14 protein-coding genes are annotated in these 15775 nt (G+C 64.5%); 7 read left to right on the forward strand and 7 right to left on the reverse strand.

Annotated elements, in window-relative coordinates:
* Positions 1 to 12: 12 nt before the first annotated feature.
* The gene (locus tag ACLQ3J_RS13185; RefSeq protein ID WP_169622877.1) at positions 13 to 1326 is read right to left on the reverse strand and encodes a bifunctional o-acetylhomoserine/o-acetylserine sulfhydrylase; all 1314 of its coding nucleotides are present in this window, start codon (positions 1324 to 1326) and stop codon (positions 13 to 15) included.
* Between the two features lie 397 nt (positions 1327 to 1723).
* Between ACLQ3J_RS13185 and ACLQ3J_RS13190 the strand changes: the two genes are divergently transcribed.
* Complete coding sequence (locus ACLQ3J_RS13190) at positions 1724 to 2593, forward strand: IclR family transcriptional regulator (RefSeq protein ID WP_240952787.1); 870 nt, start codon at positions 1724 to 1726, stop codon at positions 2591 to 2593.
* A 55-nt stretch (positions 2594 to 2648) separates the two neighbouring features.
* Here ACLQ3J_RS13190 and ACLQ3J_RS13195 read toward each other — a convergent pair whose 3' ends face one another.
* The 3 genes from ACLQ3J_RS13195 to ACLQ3J_RS13205 form a co-directional block, all read right to left on the reverse strand.
* Positions 2649 to 3428, reverse strand: a complete 780-nt coding sequence (locus tag ACLQ3J_RS13195) for an SDR family oxidoreductase (RefSeq protein ID WP_169622878.1) — start codon at positions 3426 to 3428, stop codon at positions 2649 to 2651.
* A 59-nt stretch (positions 3429 to 3487) separates the two neighbouring features.
* Positions 3488 to 4420 carry an AurF N-oxygenase family protein gene (locus ACLQ3J_RS13200; RefSeq protein WP_296549207.1) on the reverse strand — a complete coding sequence of 311 codons (933 nt, stop codon included), beginning with the start codon at positions 4418 to 4420 and terminating at the stop codon, positions 3488 to 3490.
* A gap of 118 nt (positions 4421 to 4538) precedes the next feature.
* Positions 4539 to 6017, reverse strand: coding sequence for an MFS transporter (locus tag ACLQ3J_RS13205; protein WP_425903543.1), 1479 nt, complete (start codon positions 6015 to 6017; stop codon positions 4539 to 4541).
* Positions 6018 to 6939: 922 nt separating this feature from the next.
* Here ACLQ3J_RS13205 and ACLQ3J_RS13210 point away from each other — a divergent pair.
* From ACLQ3J_RS13210 to ACLQ3J_RS13225, 4 genes are all read left to right on the forward strand, one after another.
* The gene (locus ACLQ3J_RS13210; RefSeq protein WP_358473690.1) at positions 6940 to 7746 is read left to right on the forward strand and encodes a hypothetical protein; all 807 of its coding nucleotides are present in this window, start codon (positions 6940 to 6942) and stop codon (positions 7744 to 7746) included.
* A 68-nt stretch (positions 7747 to 7814) separates the two neighbouring features.
* Complete coding sequence (locus ACLQ3J_RS13215) at positions 7815 to 8780, forward strand: iron-containing redox enzyme family protein (protein ID WP_358473688.1); 966 nt, start codon at positions 7815 to 7817, stop codon at positions 8778 to 8780.
* Complete coding sequence (locus ACLQ3J_RS13220; RefSeq protein ID WP_425903496.1) at positions 8758 to 10053, forward strand: MFS transporter; 1296 nt, start codon at positions 8758 to 8760, stop codon at positions 10051 to 10053. The genes ACLQ3J_RS13215 and ACLQ3J_RS13220 overlap by 23 nt, the downstream gene beginning before the upstream one ends.
* Positions 10050 to 10475, forward strand: a complete 426-nt coding sequence (locus tag ACLQ3J_RS13225) for a GNAT family N-acetyltransferase (protein WP_358473686.1) — start codon at positions 10050 to 10052, stop codon at positions 10473 to 10475. The genes ACLQ3J_RS13220 and ACLQ3J_RS13225 overlap by 4 nt, the downstream gene beginning before the upstream one ends.
* A gap of 177 nt (positions 10476 to 10652) precedes the next feature.
* On the opposite strand, the gene ACLQ3J_RS13230 is transcribed toward ACLQ3J_RS13225, so the two are convergent.
* Complete coding sequence (locus ACLQ3J_RS13230; RefSeq protein ID WP_358473684.1) at positions 10653 to 11765, reverse strand: adenylate/guanylate cyclase domain-containing protein; 1113 nt, start codon at positions 11763 to 11765, stop codon at positions 10653 to 10655.
* Positions 11766 to 11902: 137 nt separating this feature from the next.
* Between ACLQ3J_RS13230 and ACLQ3J_RS13235 the strand changes: the two genes are divergently transcribed.
* Together ACLQ3J_RS13235 and ACLQ3J_RS13240 are read left to right on the forward strand one after the other, a co-directional pair.
* Positions 11903 to 12736: a DUF6319 family protein gene (locus tag ACLQ3J_RS13235; RefSeq protein WP_397517217.1), complete on the forward strand. Its 834-nt coding sequence runs from the start codon at positions 11903 to 11905 to the stop codon at positions 12734 to 12736.
* Between the two features lie 42 nt (positions 12737 to 12778).
* Positions 12779 to 13441, forward strand: a complete 663-nt coding sequence (locus tag ACLQ3J_RS13240) for a serine protease (protein WP_425903498.1) — start codon at positions 12779 to 12781, stop codon at positions 13439 to 13441.
* Positions 13442 to 13475: 34 nt separating this feature from the next.
* Here ACLQ3J_RS13240 and ilvD read toward each other — a convergent pair whose 3' ends face one another.
* Together ilvD and ACLQ3J_RS13250 are read right to left on the reverse strand one after the other, a co-directional pair.
* Positions 13476 to 15188 (reverse strand): dihydroxy-acid dehydratase, encoded by a 1713-nt coding sequence (gene ilvD / locus ACLQ3J_RS13245; protein WP_425903499.1) that lies wholly within the window; start codon positions 15186 to 15188, stop codon positions 13476 to 13478.
* The gene (locus ACLQ3J_RS13250; protein ID WP_169622883.1) at positions 15185 to 15757 is read right to left on the reverse strand and encodes a TIGR03086 family metal-binding protein; all 573 of its coding nucleotides are present in this window, start codon (positions 15755 to 15757) and stop codon (positions 15185 to 15187) included. The genes ilvD and ACLQ3J_RS13250 overlap by 4 nt, the downstream gene beginning before the upstream one ends.
* Positions 15758 to 15775 lie beyond the last annotated feature (18 nt).

The following is a 15775-nucleotide window of genomic DNA, read 5'->3' on the forward strand; positions in this document are numbered from 1 at the left end:
GAGCGGAGGGTGTCAGGAACCCGCTGCCTCGAGGCCGGTGGTGATGTCGGCGAGGATGTCGTCGATGTTCTCGATGCCGACGGCCAGGCGGACCAGGCCGGGGGTGACGCCCGCTGCCAGCTGCTCTTCAGCGGTGAGCTGCGAGTGGGTGGTGGATGCCGGATGGATCACCAGCGAACGGACGTCGCCGATGTTGGCGACGTGGCTGTGCAAGGTCAGCGCGTTGACGAACTTCTTACCGGCGTCGATACCGCCCGCGAGTTCGAACACCACGATGGCGCCGGGCCCCTTCGGCGTGAGCTGCTCGGCCCGATCGTGCCAGGGCGAGGACTCCAGGCCCGCATATGCCACCGAGGTGACCTCGGGCCGGGCTTCGAGGAACTCGGCCACCTTCTGCGCGTTGGCGACGTGGCGTTCCATCCGCAGGCTCAGGGTTTCGATGCCCTGCGAGATGAGAAACGCGTTGAAGGGCGAGACCGCCGAGCCGAGGTCGCGCAGCAACTGCACGCGTGCCTTGAGGGCGTACGCGGGAGCGCCGAGATCGGCGAAGACCACACCGTGGTAGCTGGGATCGGGCGTGGTGAAACCGGGGTGCCGGCCCTGCGTCCAGTCGAAGGTGCCGCCGTCGACGATGACGCCGGCGATTGCCGTGCCGTGACCGCCGAGGTACTTGGTCGCCGAGTGCACCACGATGTCGGCGCCGTGCTCGAGGGGACGCAGCAGGTACGGGGTCGCGACCGTGTTGTCCACGATCAGAGGCAGGCCGTTGTCGTGGGCGACGCCCGAGATGCCGGAGATATCGAGGATGTGGTTCTTCGGGTTGGCGATGGTTTCGCCGTAGAACGCCCGCGTGGTGGGACGCACGGCGTCGCGCCACTGGTCGAGATCGTCAGGATCCTCGACGAACGAGACCTCGATCCCGAGCTTGGGCAACGTGTAGTGGAAGAGGTTGTAGGTGCCGCCGTACAGGTACGGGCTCGAGACGATGTGGTCACCGGAGCCGGCGAGGTTGAGAATCGCGAACGTCTCGGCAGCCTGCCCGGAGGACAGGAGCAGCGCGGCGACGCCACCTTCCAGCGAGGCGATGCGCTGCTCGACCGCGTCCTGGGTCGGGTTCATGATGCGCGTGTAGATGTTGCCCGGCTCGGCGAGACCGAAGAGCGCTGCCGCGTGATCGGTGTTGTCGAAGGTGTAGCTGGTGGTCTGGTAGATCGGCAGCGCGCGGGCCTTGGTGTCGCCCCCGGCAGGCTGACCGACGTGGATCTGTTTGGTCTCGAAGCTCCACGACGCGCTGGGATCGACTGCTTCGGGGGTGTTGTCACTCATGGGTCTACTGCTCCGGATTCGGTGAGGTGAACGGGTCGTCGTGACGCTGACCTTGCGGCTCCGCGCGCGACGCCGTCGAATGCGGTCCGCGGGGGCCGGGGTGGGTGCGGGCGGTCAGCCGGCCGGGCACCCGCACATACACAGGCGACAGGCATGACGGTGCGGTCGCTGTGCCGACCGCTCGTACGTCTTGCTCACGGCTTCGACAATAACGGCTGGCGACGATTCCGACCAGGCCCATAGGAAACCGGGGCAGGTCAGGGGGTGTGGCCGGTGAACGCTACCTACAGCCTGTGTGTTGCCCTTTCGGAGCCGTGTGTGATCCTGCTAACGTGCTGGAACAGATTCTAGTTTCGTGGGGCGCGCAGGGTCGTGGCCAGTGCTTTTGGAGGTAAATTTGACCGCCGTCGACTTCTCGCTCGGGCATGCACCCACTCCCGCGAAGCGCGAACTACCACCTTCGATGATCGATCGGATGACGCTCATCCTCGAGAGTTTCGACAGCAGGGGAGCGCTCACGCTCGAAGAGGTCACCTGCCGTTCGGGGCTTCCCCGCTCGACGGTGCACCGCATCCTCGACCAGCTGGTCGGGCGCGGGTGGATCGACCACGCGTCGTTCGGATACTGCCTGGGAGCACGCGCGCTCGGACTCGGCGGTAGCGACACAGGGCATCGGCGTATCCGAGAGGCGGCAGCGCCGCATCTCCATGAACTCGCGCTGCAGACGGGCGCGGTCGTGCATCTGACCGTCCTCGACGGCAACGAGGTCCTCTACCTCGACAAGGTCGGGGGGCAATTCGCGTCGAGTGTCCCGTCGCGTGTCGGCGGACGTTTTCCCGCATATGCCACCGCATCCGGCAAAGCGATCCTCGCCTGGCTCGAGCCCGAGCGCGTCGACGCTCTCTACGGCAAGCGTCTGCCGCCGTGCACCGATCGCACCATCGGCGACAACGCGACGCTCCACCAGGAACTGAACCGCATCCGCAAGCGCCGGGGTGTCGCTTTCGAACGCGAGGAAGCCGCGTCCGGCATCGGATGTGTGGGCGTAGCGCTGCGCGGCGTCGACGGCCCTGTCGCGGCGCTGTCCCTGGCCGCAGACGCACGTTCGACCCGCCTCGAATGGGTGGCGCCGATCGTCGCCGACGCGGCCCGCAAGATCACCCGCACCCTCTTTCCGGATCACGACCGGGAAGAGACGCCCGGCACGGCACTGCCGGCGTCAGGCTCGCTCGACCGGGTCGTCGCCAAAGCTGCCGGAAGCCGGTAGGGCAGAGAACTCCGGGCGGAAGGGCGACTTCGCCGCGGAAGGCGGGCGGGCGACGTCAGCGTTCCGGGTGCAGCGCCATGTACCGCGCGGGCAGTTCTCCGCCGCCGTGCACGGCGAGGTCTGCTCCGTTCACGTACGACGCCAGCGGGCCGGCGAGAAACAGGCATGCACCCGCGATGTCGGAGGGCACGGCCATGCGCTGCATCGGCAGTGTCTTCGTCACGGCGGCACCGCCGTCTGCCCCGTACACCTCCGCTGCGGCTTCGGTCCGGATCAGGCCGGTGGTGATGTGGTTGACCCGCACTGCCGGAGCCCACTCGAGGGCGAGCGCCTTCGTCAGCGCGAGCAGTCCTGCCTTCGCGGCCGTGTACGCGGCGGTGCCGGGCTGCGGGTCGTGTGCCGACACGCTCCCGATGTTGATGATCGACCCGCCGTCGTCCTGCCGGCACATGACGGCATTCGCCGCCTGGGCGACGTAGAACGGGGCGAGCAGGTTGAGTGCGACGATCTTGTCGAAGAAGCGTGTCGAGACGGTCGCGGCGTCAGAATCGGGCGACCCACCGGCGTTGTTCACGAGAACGTCGAGACGGCCGAATTTTTCGACGGCCGTCTCGACGAGAGACTTCGCCTGCCCGGCATCGCGGATGTCGGCAGCGGTGAACGCGGCGGAACGGGAATCCACTGTGGGCAGCGTGTCGGGCGCGGTGCGACCGCATACGAGTACGTCCGCGCCGGCGGCCAGGAAGGTCTCGGCGATGACGTACCCGATGCCCTTGGTGCCGCCGGTGACGAGGACCGCGCGACCGGTGAAATCGGCAGGATTGTCGAAGAACATGCCGCGGAGACTATGACGAAATGTGCGCCGGTGCCCCGACGTTCCCGCTCAGCAGGTGCCTACAGCAGGTGCACCTTCTTGTAGAGGATCTTCGACGGTCCGCCGATCAGGCCCACGTTGTCGAGGAAGGTCATGAGCTTGGCGCCGGACTTGCGCACCCGGTCGTGGTGGTGCGTGTTGTTCCGGGCTTCTTCGAGGGCGCGCTCGGTGTCGAGGCCCGCGTTGGCGTAGACGTCCGGGTGGATCATGCTCTTGACGACGAAAAACACGACGACCGCGGTGTTGATCCGTTCGATTGCGAGCCGCAAGCGGCTCGCACCGTTCAGTCGGCGTCCCACTTCTTCACGGGCGAACCGGATGTGGCGCGCCTCCTCGAGGACGTGGATCTTCGAGACCGCACGTGTGACGGGCTGGACGCGTTCGTCGCGCATGAAGTCGCGCTGCATCATGTCGAGGATTTCTTCTGCGGCCATGACCGCGGCGTACGCGTTGGCGCCCTTGAAGAAGTGGCCCCACAGGCGGCCGAGGTGGTGGATGTAGCGGGGCGGCCCGTAGCTGGGCATGTTCAGCCGTTCGCCGGCCCGGGCGAACATCACGGAGTGGCGGCACTCGTCGGCGATCTCGGTGAGCGCGAACTGGACGTGCCGGCTGTGCTTGTCGCGATCGTAGACGTCGCGCAGAAGCATCTGCATGAGCAGGATTTCGAACCACAGGCCGGTGCTGGACACACTCGCGGCTTCGTTCTTGGTGAGTTCGATGCGCTGTTCGTCGGTGAGTTCGTCCCACAGGGCGGTGCCGTAGAGCGTGCTCCACTCGGGGGTCATGCCGAACTTGTCGTCGGGGACGGGGGCCTCCCAGTCCACTTCGACGACGGGGTCGTACGACTTGCGGGCGGACGAAGCGAGCAGGCGACCGGCAGTTTCCTCACGATCGGAAAGCCGGATGCCGGGTACGAAACCCTTGCTGGATTCGCGGGTGAGCGATGCGGTCATGTCTCCACCTTTTAGTGTGACGACGGGTAACTGTTAAGTGAGGTTAGCGTGATCGCGCGCACAGCACAACGTCTGCGTCCGACTCCGTGTCGGACGCAGAGAGGAGCGCGAGGGACAGCTACGAGCGCGCGGGTGCCCAGAGTGCCGATGCGATCGCGCCGACCAGCAGAATCGCGGCCATCGCCCACAAGCCCTGCTGCATGCCTGCCAGGAACGCGTCCCGCGCGAACTCCGCGAGCACGTCGCCCTGGGGACCCGCCTGTTCGGCGACCTCGACTGCCGCGGCCAGCGAATCCTGCACTGCGCCTCGTGCCGGTTCGGGAATCGTCGGTGCGATCGGATCGATCCGGTGCCCGTACGCGGCCGCGAGCACACTGCCCGCGAGGGCGACGCCGATAGCAGCGCCCACTTCGCGGGTCGCGTCGTTGACGGCCGACGCGACACCCAGTTGGTCCTCCGGCGTGTTGGTGACGATCGCGTGGGTCGCGGGCGCGGTGCAGACGCCGATTCCGATACCGGCGATCGACATCGCGATGGCGACGTCGGCGTACGACGAGTCCGCGTCCAGCAGACTCATGACGATCATCGACACCCCGATCAGGGCGAGCCCGACGCTCATGAGGATACGGAGTCCGAACCACCGCAACAACATCGGCACCCCGACCGAGAGCACCATCACCACCAGGAAGATCGGGGTGAGGGCCACGGCCGACATCAGCGGCGAATACCCGAGCACGAGTTGCAGGTATTGCACGATGAGATAGAAGACGCCGAATCCGGCGAGATACTGCAGTGTGAGGCCGCCTGCTCCGACCGCGAACGCGCGCTGGGAGAACAGCCGTACGTCGAGCAGGGGTGCTGGTGAGCGCCGCTCGACGAGCACGAACGCCACTCCTGCGGCCACTCCCGTGACCAACGCGCCGACGGTGAGTGCGTCGATCCATCCGCGCTGCGGGCCCTCCATCACGCCGAGGACGAACAGCCCGACCGCCGCCACGACGAGCACGGCTCCGACGATGTCGAACCGCGCCGGTTCCGCCGCGCGGGAGGACATGATCGTGGCGCCCGCGACGACGAGCACGGCCGAGATCACGGCGAACGCGGCGAAGATGAGCTTCCACGACCCGTATTCGAGAATGACGCCCGACCCGAGCATGCCGATGACCGCGCCGGATCCGGCGACCCCCGCCCAGATCCCGATGCCCCGGGAACGATGCTCCTCGGTGAACGCCGCGGTGATGAGGGACAGCGTCGCAGGCATGACGAGCGCCGCACCGACCCCGGCCACGGCGCGCGCCGCGATCACCCAGTTCGGATCGGACAGGAGCAGGGGAAGCGCCGACCCGATCCCGAAGACGACCAGGCCCGCCAGCATGACTCCGCGCCGGCCGAACCTGTCTCCGAGCGCGCCCGCCGGGAGCAGCAGTGCCGCAAGGGCGAGCGTGTATCCGTCGACGATCCACGTGAGCTGGGCTTGGGTGGCCCCGGTTTCGACCGCGATGTCCGGCAGTGCCGTGTTGAGCGACGCCATTGCCGCGATCACGGCGGCGACCGCGGCACATGCGACGGTGAGCAGCCACACCTGCGACCGTGTCATACGGGTCTTCTGGGCCGACGTGGCTGTTTCGGACACGGGTGCCTTCCGGACGAAGGTGGTACCGGAGCATGGGCGAGACTGCGGGCATCGTAACCGCTGATGTTCGGCCCTGCTCGAATTCTCCGGTCCCGTCGCGTCCACGCCGGATGCATCCTCTGATTCTCAACAGGGGATCCGGTGCAACTTCCAGTCGTTCCCGACCCCGACACTGCTTCGACTGCCACCGCTGGTAACCGAATGAATACGCTCTTCGTGCTTAAAATTTTGGCCGTGAGCCTCGTAATGCGTGTCAGATCAACGAATGTGCGAAGGCTGAAGAATCCCTCATTTGCGATCGGCACGCCGGTCCGCAGGTGAAACTGCACCGGGGACCAAGAGACCCAATGTCGAGTTCGTCGACGAGGGACCTACCCGTCCACCCATTAAGGCGGTCAAGGGTGGTTAATCGGCAAGTCCACTGATTAGTTGTCACAAAGCACGATCACTCAAGTCATGATCAACGAGGACAGTCACGCGGCAGGAATACCGACAACATACGTTGGCGACTGATCAAGCCACCGGGCTTGGTTTCGCTGGGTACCTGCAGAGTGGAGGAGGTGAAGATTCATGACCATCACCAAGAAGAACCCCAAGATCGTCGCTGTCGCCGTCCACCTTAAGGACGTTTCAGGCGCCCCTCGACCCGCACTCCTGTGGATTGAGGGGCGCCCAGCAACGCGCCTGCACTCACCAAGGAAACTCCGTGTCAGAAACTTTCACGTCTCCGCTCCTGGCCGCGGTGGTGACCAGAGACCATAACGCTAACTCGCTCACGCTCACCACCAAGGGAACTGAGTATGAGGTCAGCCACCCATCTCTCTCAGGGTTCGAAACAGTGCTCCGAAACCTTGATGGGACAAGCAGCCGTGAGGAACTAGCGGACATGAGCAGCCTCCCGCTATCCGAGATCGACGACATCCTTCGACAGCTGGACAGAGCAAATCTTCTCGACGACCCTCCGACTACCCGAGGCGCTAAGCGAGCGATCGAGGTCCAGTTTGAGCTTGAAGGCCTGATCAACGACGGCTTCGAGACTTACGTTGAAGCAGGGCGCTTCTGGCAAAACCTGAGCACCACTCCCATGGCGGTGTCGGAAGATGTGTATTACGGATTCGCGCTGCAGAACTGGCACTTCTTGTATCGCGAGAATCTCTTCGACTCCGCGGTCCTGACGTTCCCGAGTAGCAGTACTGTTCGAAAGCACGTCAACGAGTTTTATATCGAGGAGCATCGGCACGACGACATCGTGCTCGAAGCCTTCTCTGCCATCGGTCTGTCGCCCGATCAGGTTCAGCGTAGCCGCCCTCTCCGGACAACGACGGCGCTTGTCAACGCCCTCGGTTGGTGGGCGCGGACCGATCCCGTCTTTTTCTTCAGCACGATCAGTGCGCTCGAGGGTGGGATCGCTTCAAGGGGTGATTCAGACTCGTTCATTGAGGCGGCCGAGGTTAAGGGATTGCCGACCGGGTTCATTGAGCCTCTTCGGCGGCACGCAGCGATCAACAACGGGCACGACCACGGATCGATGAGTCGCCAGATTATGGCCATGCTTCCGCCACAAGGTGAGCGCACCGTGTCCCGGCTAAAGAGCCAGGTTCGACTGTTTATCGAACTGTACCGAGATTTTTACGATGGTGTGTATCACTATTACGCCAATCCCGGAAATCCGCTAATTCGTGAAGTTCCTTAGTGTCCCGCCATCGATTGATCTTATGAAAGGCGCAGCCAGTGTCCGCTGACATTGCAACGGATATACAAATGCCAAAGCTTCGCGACGTCGTTTCGGTCGATAAATCCGATGGTCGCCTGGCGCTTTCGGTGGGTGAACGAGAAATCGCGTTCTCGTTTGATGGAGATTTGGCGTATAGACAGGGCGAGGAATTCGTGTCGGATCTTTCCGGCGGTGGCCTATCGCGGGACTTGCTGATTTCAAAGTATCCTGCGCTGCCCATCGAGCATGCACTCAAGGAGTTGGATGAGGATGGCTTCCTGACGGAGTCGCCAGAGGTTCCGCCGGAAGGGATCACCGGCAGGCAGTTGTACCGGGAGGCTCGACGCGTCTATGACGCTGTTATGGCTGAGGCTGCTGATATATATCCGAACCAGGTGTCTGCAAAGTTGCTCGATGACACCGTGACCCGCGCCGAATTGATCGGGTACGCGATTGAGTACTACCATGTCGTCGCGTTTTGTCCACGAGTGTTGGCTCCCGGACTTTCTCAGGCTGACGATTACGAGGCGATGATGGCGTTCAGGCGCTTCTACCAGGCTGAACAGAATCATGATCGAATGCTCCTCAAGTCACTCTCAGCTGTCGGAATCGATCCACGTGTACAGGCACTCCAGCCACTCCCGGCGACCTTCTCCATGATGACCTCGCTGGGAATCTACGCCTATCAGTTTCCGCTCGCGATGAAGGCTGTGCTTTTTGTTCTCGAAGAGCCGCAGTTGGAGTTTAATGATGCGTTCCTACGTAACGCGAAACGACTTGGTTTACCGCAGGACTTCTGGAAGCCGATTAACGCTCATTCCGATGTGAACGAGGACGAAGATCACGAGGCGATCTCCCTCGACCTGATGTCTACCGTCGAGTATGTTGGCTCAGACGAAGCGCATGAAGTGCTTCTGCGAGTTGCCGACATGTGTGAACACCTCGTTGCCACCGGGCATGAGGTTACCGAGTGGTACGGCGGATCAGAGGATGTCAGGCTTCGTGTCTGGTAGCGGCGGCAGCCTGCCAAGTAGCGACACGGCTGGGACTGAAAAACCGACCTATCGGAATTTGCTTCGCAACCGAGCGTTCGCCGCGTTATTTGCAGGCCACGCGGTATCTATGACCGGAGATTTCGTCGCCTCCGTGGCCTTGGCCACGTGGATATTTCAAACGACCAGATCTGCGTTTCTAACGTCTGTAGCCATCAGCCTGGCGTTCGTCCCGAGCCTGATCAGTGTCCCGGTTGTCCCTTGGGTGGTGAGGCGGTTTAAGCCTCGGGGTAGCTTGTTGCTTTCTGCGTTCATTCCCGCTGTAATCACAGCATTCTTGGCGATGAATCTGACGAATGTGTGGGTCACGTTGACGACCATGCTGATAGTCGGCGTCTTCGGCGCTATCTACTTCGGTCTGAGAGCGGCCGTTCTGCCAGAGGTTCTCCCGCAGGAGGATATGTATGTTGCCGGGCGCGCGCTGCTTCGGATTTCCTCGCAAGCTACCCAAGTAGTCGGTTCGATCGCGGGTGGCGCCTTCATCATGACCCTCGGCGTGAGTGAAGCGTTGCTATTCAATGCCGCAACCTTTGTGATCTTGGCCGCGCTGGTGCTCGTGGGTGTCCCTGGGGCGCTCAAGTTCTCCGAGCACGGGGAATTCGAGAAGGACAAGGACAGTGTGCTTACCACGGTTGAAACCATCCTACGCACCCCTGGACTCGTCGGCGTGCTACTTCTCGGCTGGCTCGCACCGTGCTTCGCCATAAGCGTGGATGCACTGGCTGCACCGTACCTTGCGTCGACCGGGCGGGATCCGGCACTTCTGTCGTTGGTTATAGCCGCTAGCGGCGCAGGCATGGTCGCAGGCGACGTCGCAGCTTCGCGATTTCTCTCAAGTGAGCTTCGCGTGCGGTTGATCTTACCTGCAGCGGTCTTATTTGCCGGCGCTCCGATAGTTTTCCTTTTACAGCCGAACCTTGGATTCACAATCGCGATCGTGTTTTTCGCAGGGTTCGGAATTATGTGCCTGCCAGGGCTTGATTTATTAACAATACGACTTACCCCCGTGGCTATACGAGGAACGGTATTGAGTGTGCAGTTCCTTGTATTCCTTGGAATACAAGGGGTGGCTGCGCTCGTTTGGGGCATGCTCGGATCGGTATTTGCCCCCCATGTAGCGCTATCTGTGATCGGAGCGCTGGGCATCGTATTTATCGCGGGGGTGTATGTGACAATAGTCCGAGGCGCTGTGGACATGAGAACTGTTCGCGGAGAGGTCGTGGTTCAGGCATGAACATTGTCGTCGACAATCGGCTGTCGGAAGTAGAACTGTCCCGCACCCTGGATTTCCTGGTCGGCGATGCCTACTGGAACAGGTGGCGGTCTCGCGATCAGATTCGGAAACAGTTCGAGAGCGCTTGGAAGGTCTATGTTGCAAGGGCATCGGATTCCGGACAGTTGCTCGGCGCGGTTCGAGTGTCATCCGACGGTGTGAGCTACGGATACATCGCGGACGGGTTCGTATTCTCGGAGCGTCGAGGCGAGGGCGTTGGAAGCGCCATGCTCGAATGTCTGCTGTCCGATACCGAGGCAGAGGACTTCCGCTGGATGTTGCATACAGCAGACGCGCAGCCGCTCTACTCTCGATTCGGCTTTGTCGCCTACGGTCCGACGTATATGGAACGCCCGAGCAGACACAGTCGGCCCGCCGATTAGACACTGCGCACACAGGTCGGTGCCGGGCAGCTCCAAAGCGGTCCGGCCGGAGTCGAGGCTGAGAAGGTAATCCCGAGTCGAGAACCCAGGCTCGATCCGCCTCTGCCTTCGCCGCCGCGATTTCGGTGCGCACTCTTGTGACCTGTTCGCGTCGCCGGCGATCGTTCCTGCAGGAGATCACGCAGCAGGATCGGGTGGCGCAGCGGATCCTGCAGGGGACGGACCGTTCTCGTTGCGTGCGTCCTTGCTGCGATGCCGCGGAGGGCGCAACACGTAGGCGCGGGAGTGGCGGAAGTCTTTGACCCGCACGTTCCGCACGACGTGGAGCCGGAATTCGTCGTGGTCCTCGAGCGCCTCCGCGAGTTGCTCGTCGACCAGAACGGAACCGGGGCGAGCGGCACCGGTCAACCGTGCGGCGATGTTGACCACCGATCCGAACAGGTCGCCGAACCGGGCCAGCGCCGGGCCCGAGGCCAGACCGATCCGCAGGGCGGGTGTGTCCTCGAACGCGGCGAACGCTTGCTGCAGTTCGAGTGCGATCCGCGCGGCGTCGACCGCATCTTCGGAGGCGAACATCACCTCGTCGCCTACGGTCTTGATCACCCAGCCGGCGTGCCGGGTGATCACGCCGGACACCGCGGCTTCGAAGTGATCGAGCAGCACGTTGAGTTCGTCGGCATCGATACGCCGCGTCAACTGGGTGTACCCGACCATGTCGGCGAACCCGACGACGAGCGGACGGGTCTGCGCGTCCCCCTGTGCCCGGACGGCGGTGCGGTTGGTCGTGGCGACCAGGTGCCGACGCCACATGTAGCCCTGGAGGCTCTCGGCACGGTTCGCCACCCGGCGGAGGATGTCGTCGACGAACTCTCGGATCTCCTCGTCTTCCGGGGGTGTCGACGCGGTGCCGTACGCGGTGGAGAGCTGGGAGACGACATGGCTGCTCAAGAGGGCGAACTGCCATTCGCTCAGTCGCGACATCGATTGTCCCAGCGAACGCGCCGCGGATATCTCGGCGGAGGGGTCGACGGCGCCGCTGCCGAGAATCGCTGCGATATTGCGCAGGGCGCCGAGATCCCCGTCGGTGAACATGACCGCACCCGGGTCGGGGTCGACCGTGAATCCCAGGGCCTGCCACAACTGGCGGACCCGGGTCGGCTCCAGCCCGGCGAGGTCCGCGACCTCGCGCAAGGTGTATCGGCGAACGCCCAGCAGGGTGCGTTCGAGCTCGGCTCGGATCGTCGCAACCACCTCGGGGGTGGCCTGCGACCGCTCATCGGACGGGGTCACGAGACCATCCTTACCTGTCCTCCGGTTGCGGGGGCTGTAGATTCCGCCACCGGCGCTCGGTGTCGTGTCGTACACATGTGCGACAGTTGGCGTCGAAAAAGCGCCGGACAATCCAGCGAGCCGAGAAAGGACATGGCATGCCGCCCCGCACACGCGCGGACCATCTGACGGAGGAGCAACTCGGCGAGCTGAGTAATGCACTCGCAGAGGGTCGTCGCGCGACTGTATATCTCACCGACGGCATTCCGAGCCTCGGCATCGAACCCGGCGCGTCGGCGCGGGTGATCTCGGTATCCGGCACCACCGTCATGGTGCGGCCGAAAGGGGTCGACGACGAGTTGCCCTTCGAGTCCGACGAACTGCGCCTGACCCGGCAACCCGCCGGGGCGCCTGCGAAGAAGACAGCGGCCACGAAGTCCGCTCCCGCGAAGGCGGCGGCGTCGACGTCCCCGGCTGTGACCCCTTCTGCCGGGAGGCCTGCTGCCACCAAGCCTGCTGCACCCCAGCCTGGCGCCGCCGGTCCCGCTGCCGCCAAGCCCGCGTCGAGGCCTGCTCCTCCGGTGCGTGGTGCCCAGACCAAGAGCGTCGAGGAGACGAAATCCGTGAACGACACGACCCCCGGTTCCGCTGCACCCGCGTCGCCTGCCAAGCCGAAAGCCCCGGCGCGCAAGGGTAAGAAGGCGCCCACGATCAGCATCACCATCACCATCGACCCCGAGAGCGAATGGACCGTCGGAATCGCGCACGGCACACGGAAGGTCGGCAAGCCGGCAGCCGTGGCGCCCGACGCCGTCGAACGGGCCGTCAAAGAACTCGGTGATCCCGGTGCCGTCGAGGCGGTCCAGTCCGTGATCGACGCGGCCCGCAGCGCAGCCGAGGAACGTGTTGCGCAGCTCAGCCGCGAACTCGAGGAAGCCCGAAAAGCTCTCGAAAGTCTCGGCGCAACCCCGAAAACAGGCATCGACCTCTAGTACCCTCACAACGAAGGTCGCCCGCCGCGCGAGAGGGACACGATGTTCAAAAGGTTCGCTCTACTGGCCGCCGCAGTGATGGCGTTGGCGGGCGGTGGGATGGGGATAGCCACCGCAGCACCCCCTGTCACCCTCGGCGGTGGTTCGGGGATCACTCTCGGTGATGGTGGCCAGGACATCTACGACTGCACCCTCACCACCATCGGAAACGACGCCTCGGGTCGTCTCGTCGGCCTGACCGCGGCGCATTGCGGTCTCCCCGGCATGACCGTGAAGGCCGAGTACGACACCGCGGCCGGTCCCGTCGGGCGGGTCGTCTCCGCGAACACCGTGCTCGACTACGCGGTCATCGAGTTCGATCGCGGCAAGGTCGTGCCCGTCAACCGGGTGGGAAACACGTCCATCACCGGAGTAGGGGCTCCCGCCGGTTTCCCCGATATCGCGTGCAAAGAAGGCCGTACGACGGGCAACACGTGCGGTGTCGTGTGGGGCGACGTCTTCGGTTCGCAGGAAACCTGGACCCAGGTGTGCGTGATCGAAGGCGATTCGGGTGCGCCACTGGTCGTCGGCACGACGCTCGTCGCTATGGTCAACGCCTACCTGTTCGCGCCGTGTGCCGGCCCGCAGGTCGGAACGAACATCGACGTGATCTTCGGCGACATCGACGCTCGTGGCGGCGCGGGAGCAGGGTTCCGGCCGATCTAGCCGGAACGCCCACTCCCGCAAGACCGGTCGGCGGTCACCCGCACACCGCGCCGTGCGATGCCGAGCCGACGAGCTTGGTGTATTTGGCGAGCACACCACGTGTGTACCGCGGCGGCAACGGTTCCCACCCTTGCTGCCGCGCCGCCATCTCCTCGTCGCTCACCAGCACGTCGAGGACGCCGTTGGCCACGTCGAGCCGGATCCGGTCGCCGTCGCGGACGAAGGCGATGGGTCCGCCGTCGACTGCTTCGGGTGCGACATGCCCGACGCACAGGCCGGTCGTGCCACCGGAGAAGCGCCCATCGGTGAGCAACAGGACATCCTTTCCGAGACCCGCGCCCTTGATGGCGCCGGTGATCGCGAGCATCTCCCGCATCCCGGGCCCACCCTTCGGCCCTTCGTACCGGATCACGACGACGTCTCCCGCCGTGATGGTGCCGTCCTCGAGCGCGTCCATCGCCGAGCGTTCCCGCTCGAAGACTCGCGCGGTGCCCTCGAACACCGACTCGTCGAATCCCGCCGACTTCACGACCGCGCCGCCGGGAGCGAGGGTGCCGCGCAGGATGGTGATCCCACCGGTGGGATGAATCGGGTTGCTCAGAGCGCGCAGCACCTTGCCGTCGGGATCGGGCGGGGCCATGCCGGCGAGATTCTCCGACAGCGTGCGGCCGGTGACGGTGAGACAGTCGCCGTGGAGCAGTCCGGCGTCGAGCAACGCCTTCATGATCACCGGTACGCCGCCGATGTGGTCGACATCTTTCATGACGTGGGTGCCGAACGGTTTGACGTCGGCGAGGTGCGGCACCCGAGCGCCGACGCGCACGAAGTCGTCGAGGGTGAGTTCCACCTGCGCCTCGTGTGCGATGGCAAGCAGATGCAGGACCGCGTTGGTGGATCCACCGAACGCCATGACCACGGCAATCGCGTTCTCGAACGCTTCCTTCGTCAGGATGTCGGACGCGGTGATCCCGCGGCGCAGCATCTCCACGACCGCTTGGCCGCTGCGCCGCGCGAACCCGTCGCGCCTGCGGTCGGTGGCGGGTGGTGACGCGCTGCCGGGCAGCGACATGCCGAGGGCTTCGGCGGCACTGGCCATCGTGTTCGCGGTGTACATGCCTCCGCATGCGCCTTCTCCCGGGCAGATGGCCCGCTCGATGGCACCGAGGTCGGCTTCCGACATCAGGCCCCGCGCGCATGCGCCGACGGCTTCGAACGCATCGATGATCGTGACGTCGCGTTCGGTGCCGTCGGACAGTTTTGCGACACCCGGCAGGATCGATCCGGCATACAGGAACACCGACGCGAGGTCGAGGCGGGCGGCGGCCATGAGCATGCCCGGCAGCGACTTGTCGCACCCTGCGAGCAGTACCGATCCGTCGAGTCGCTCGGCCTGCATCACCGTCTCCACGCTGTCGGCGATCACTTCCCGCGACACGAGCGAGAAGTGCATCCCCTCGTGCCCCATCGAGATGCCGTCCGACACGGAGATGGTGCCGAACTCGAGCGGGTATCCCCCGGCCGCGTGCACACCCTCCTTGACGGCCTGCGCCAACCGATCGAGCGACAGATTGCACGGGGTGATCTCGTTCCACGACGACGCGACGCCGATCTGGGGTTTTTCCCAGTCGTCGTCGCCCATGCCCACCGCGCGGAGCATGCCGCGGGAGGCGGTCTTCTCGATTCCGTCGGTGACGTCGCGGCTTCGGGGTTTGAGGTCGGGCAGATGCTGCTCGGGCCGATCGGTCATGAGGCTCCGTGCCGGCGGGGGTCGCGCCCGGTGAGGGCGAGCAGGCGGTCCTGCACAGACGCATCGTCGCCGACGGGAACGGGATCGGCGAAGAGCCCGCTGCCCGCAAGCATGTCGCTCTGCGGCTCGAGGTCCTTCCAGACGGCGTCCACGAGAGCCGGATCGAGTTGCTCGTCCGATCCGGTGGCACGGGCGAGGTCCCACGCGTGCACGGTGATGTCGCCGACCTGCTGCCGCAGATAGTCGATGCACGGCACGGCGCCGTAGGACAGTTGGACTTCCTGGTCGGCCGGCGTCGCGGCCCACGCCTCGGTTGCCTGCTCGGAGAATGTGGACCAGTCGGCGGCAAGGTCGTCGCCGAGGGGTTCGAGAGCGGACTCGGCCTCTTCGAGTGTGCGTCCCGACAGCAACGGCGCCACCCAGCGTTGTTCGTCGACGACGTGCCGGACCAGAGTTGTGATGTCCCATTCGGTGTCGGGGGTGGGGGCGTGCCAGTCGGTGATCTGCGCGACGCGGCTGTCGAACTCGCGCCGAGCGGTGCGTTGTAGTGAAACCCAGTCGTTCGCCATGGTTCCCACCCTAGACAC

The organism is Rhodococcus sp. DT1 (genome assembly GCF_049844875.1).
Lineage (GTDB): Bacteria > Actinomycetota > Actinomycetes > Mycobacteriales > Mycobacteriaceae > Rhodococcus.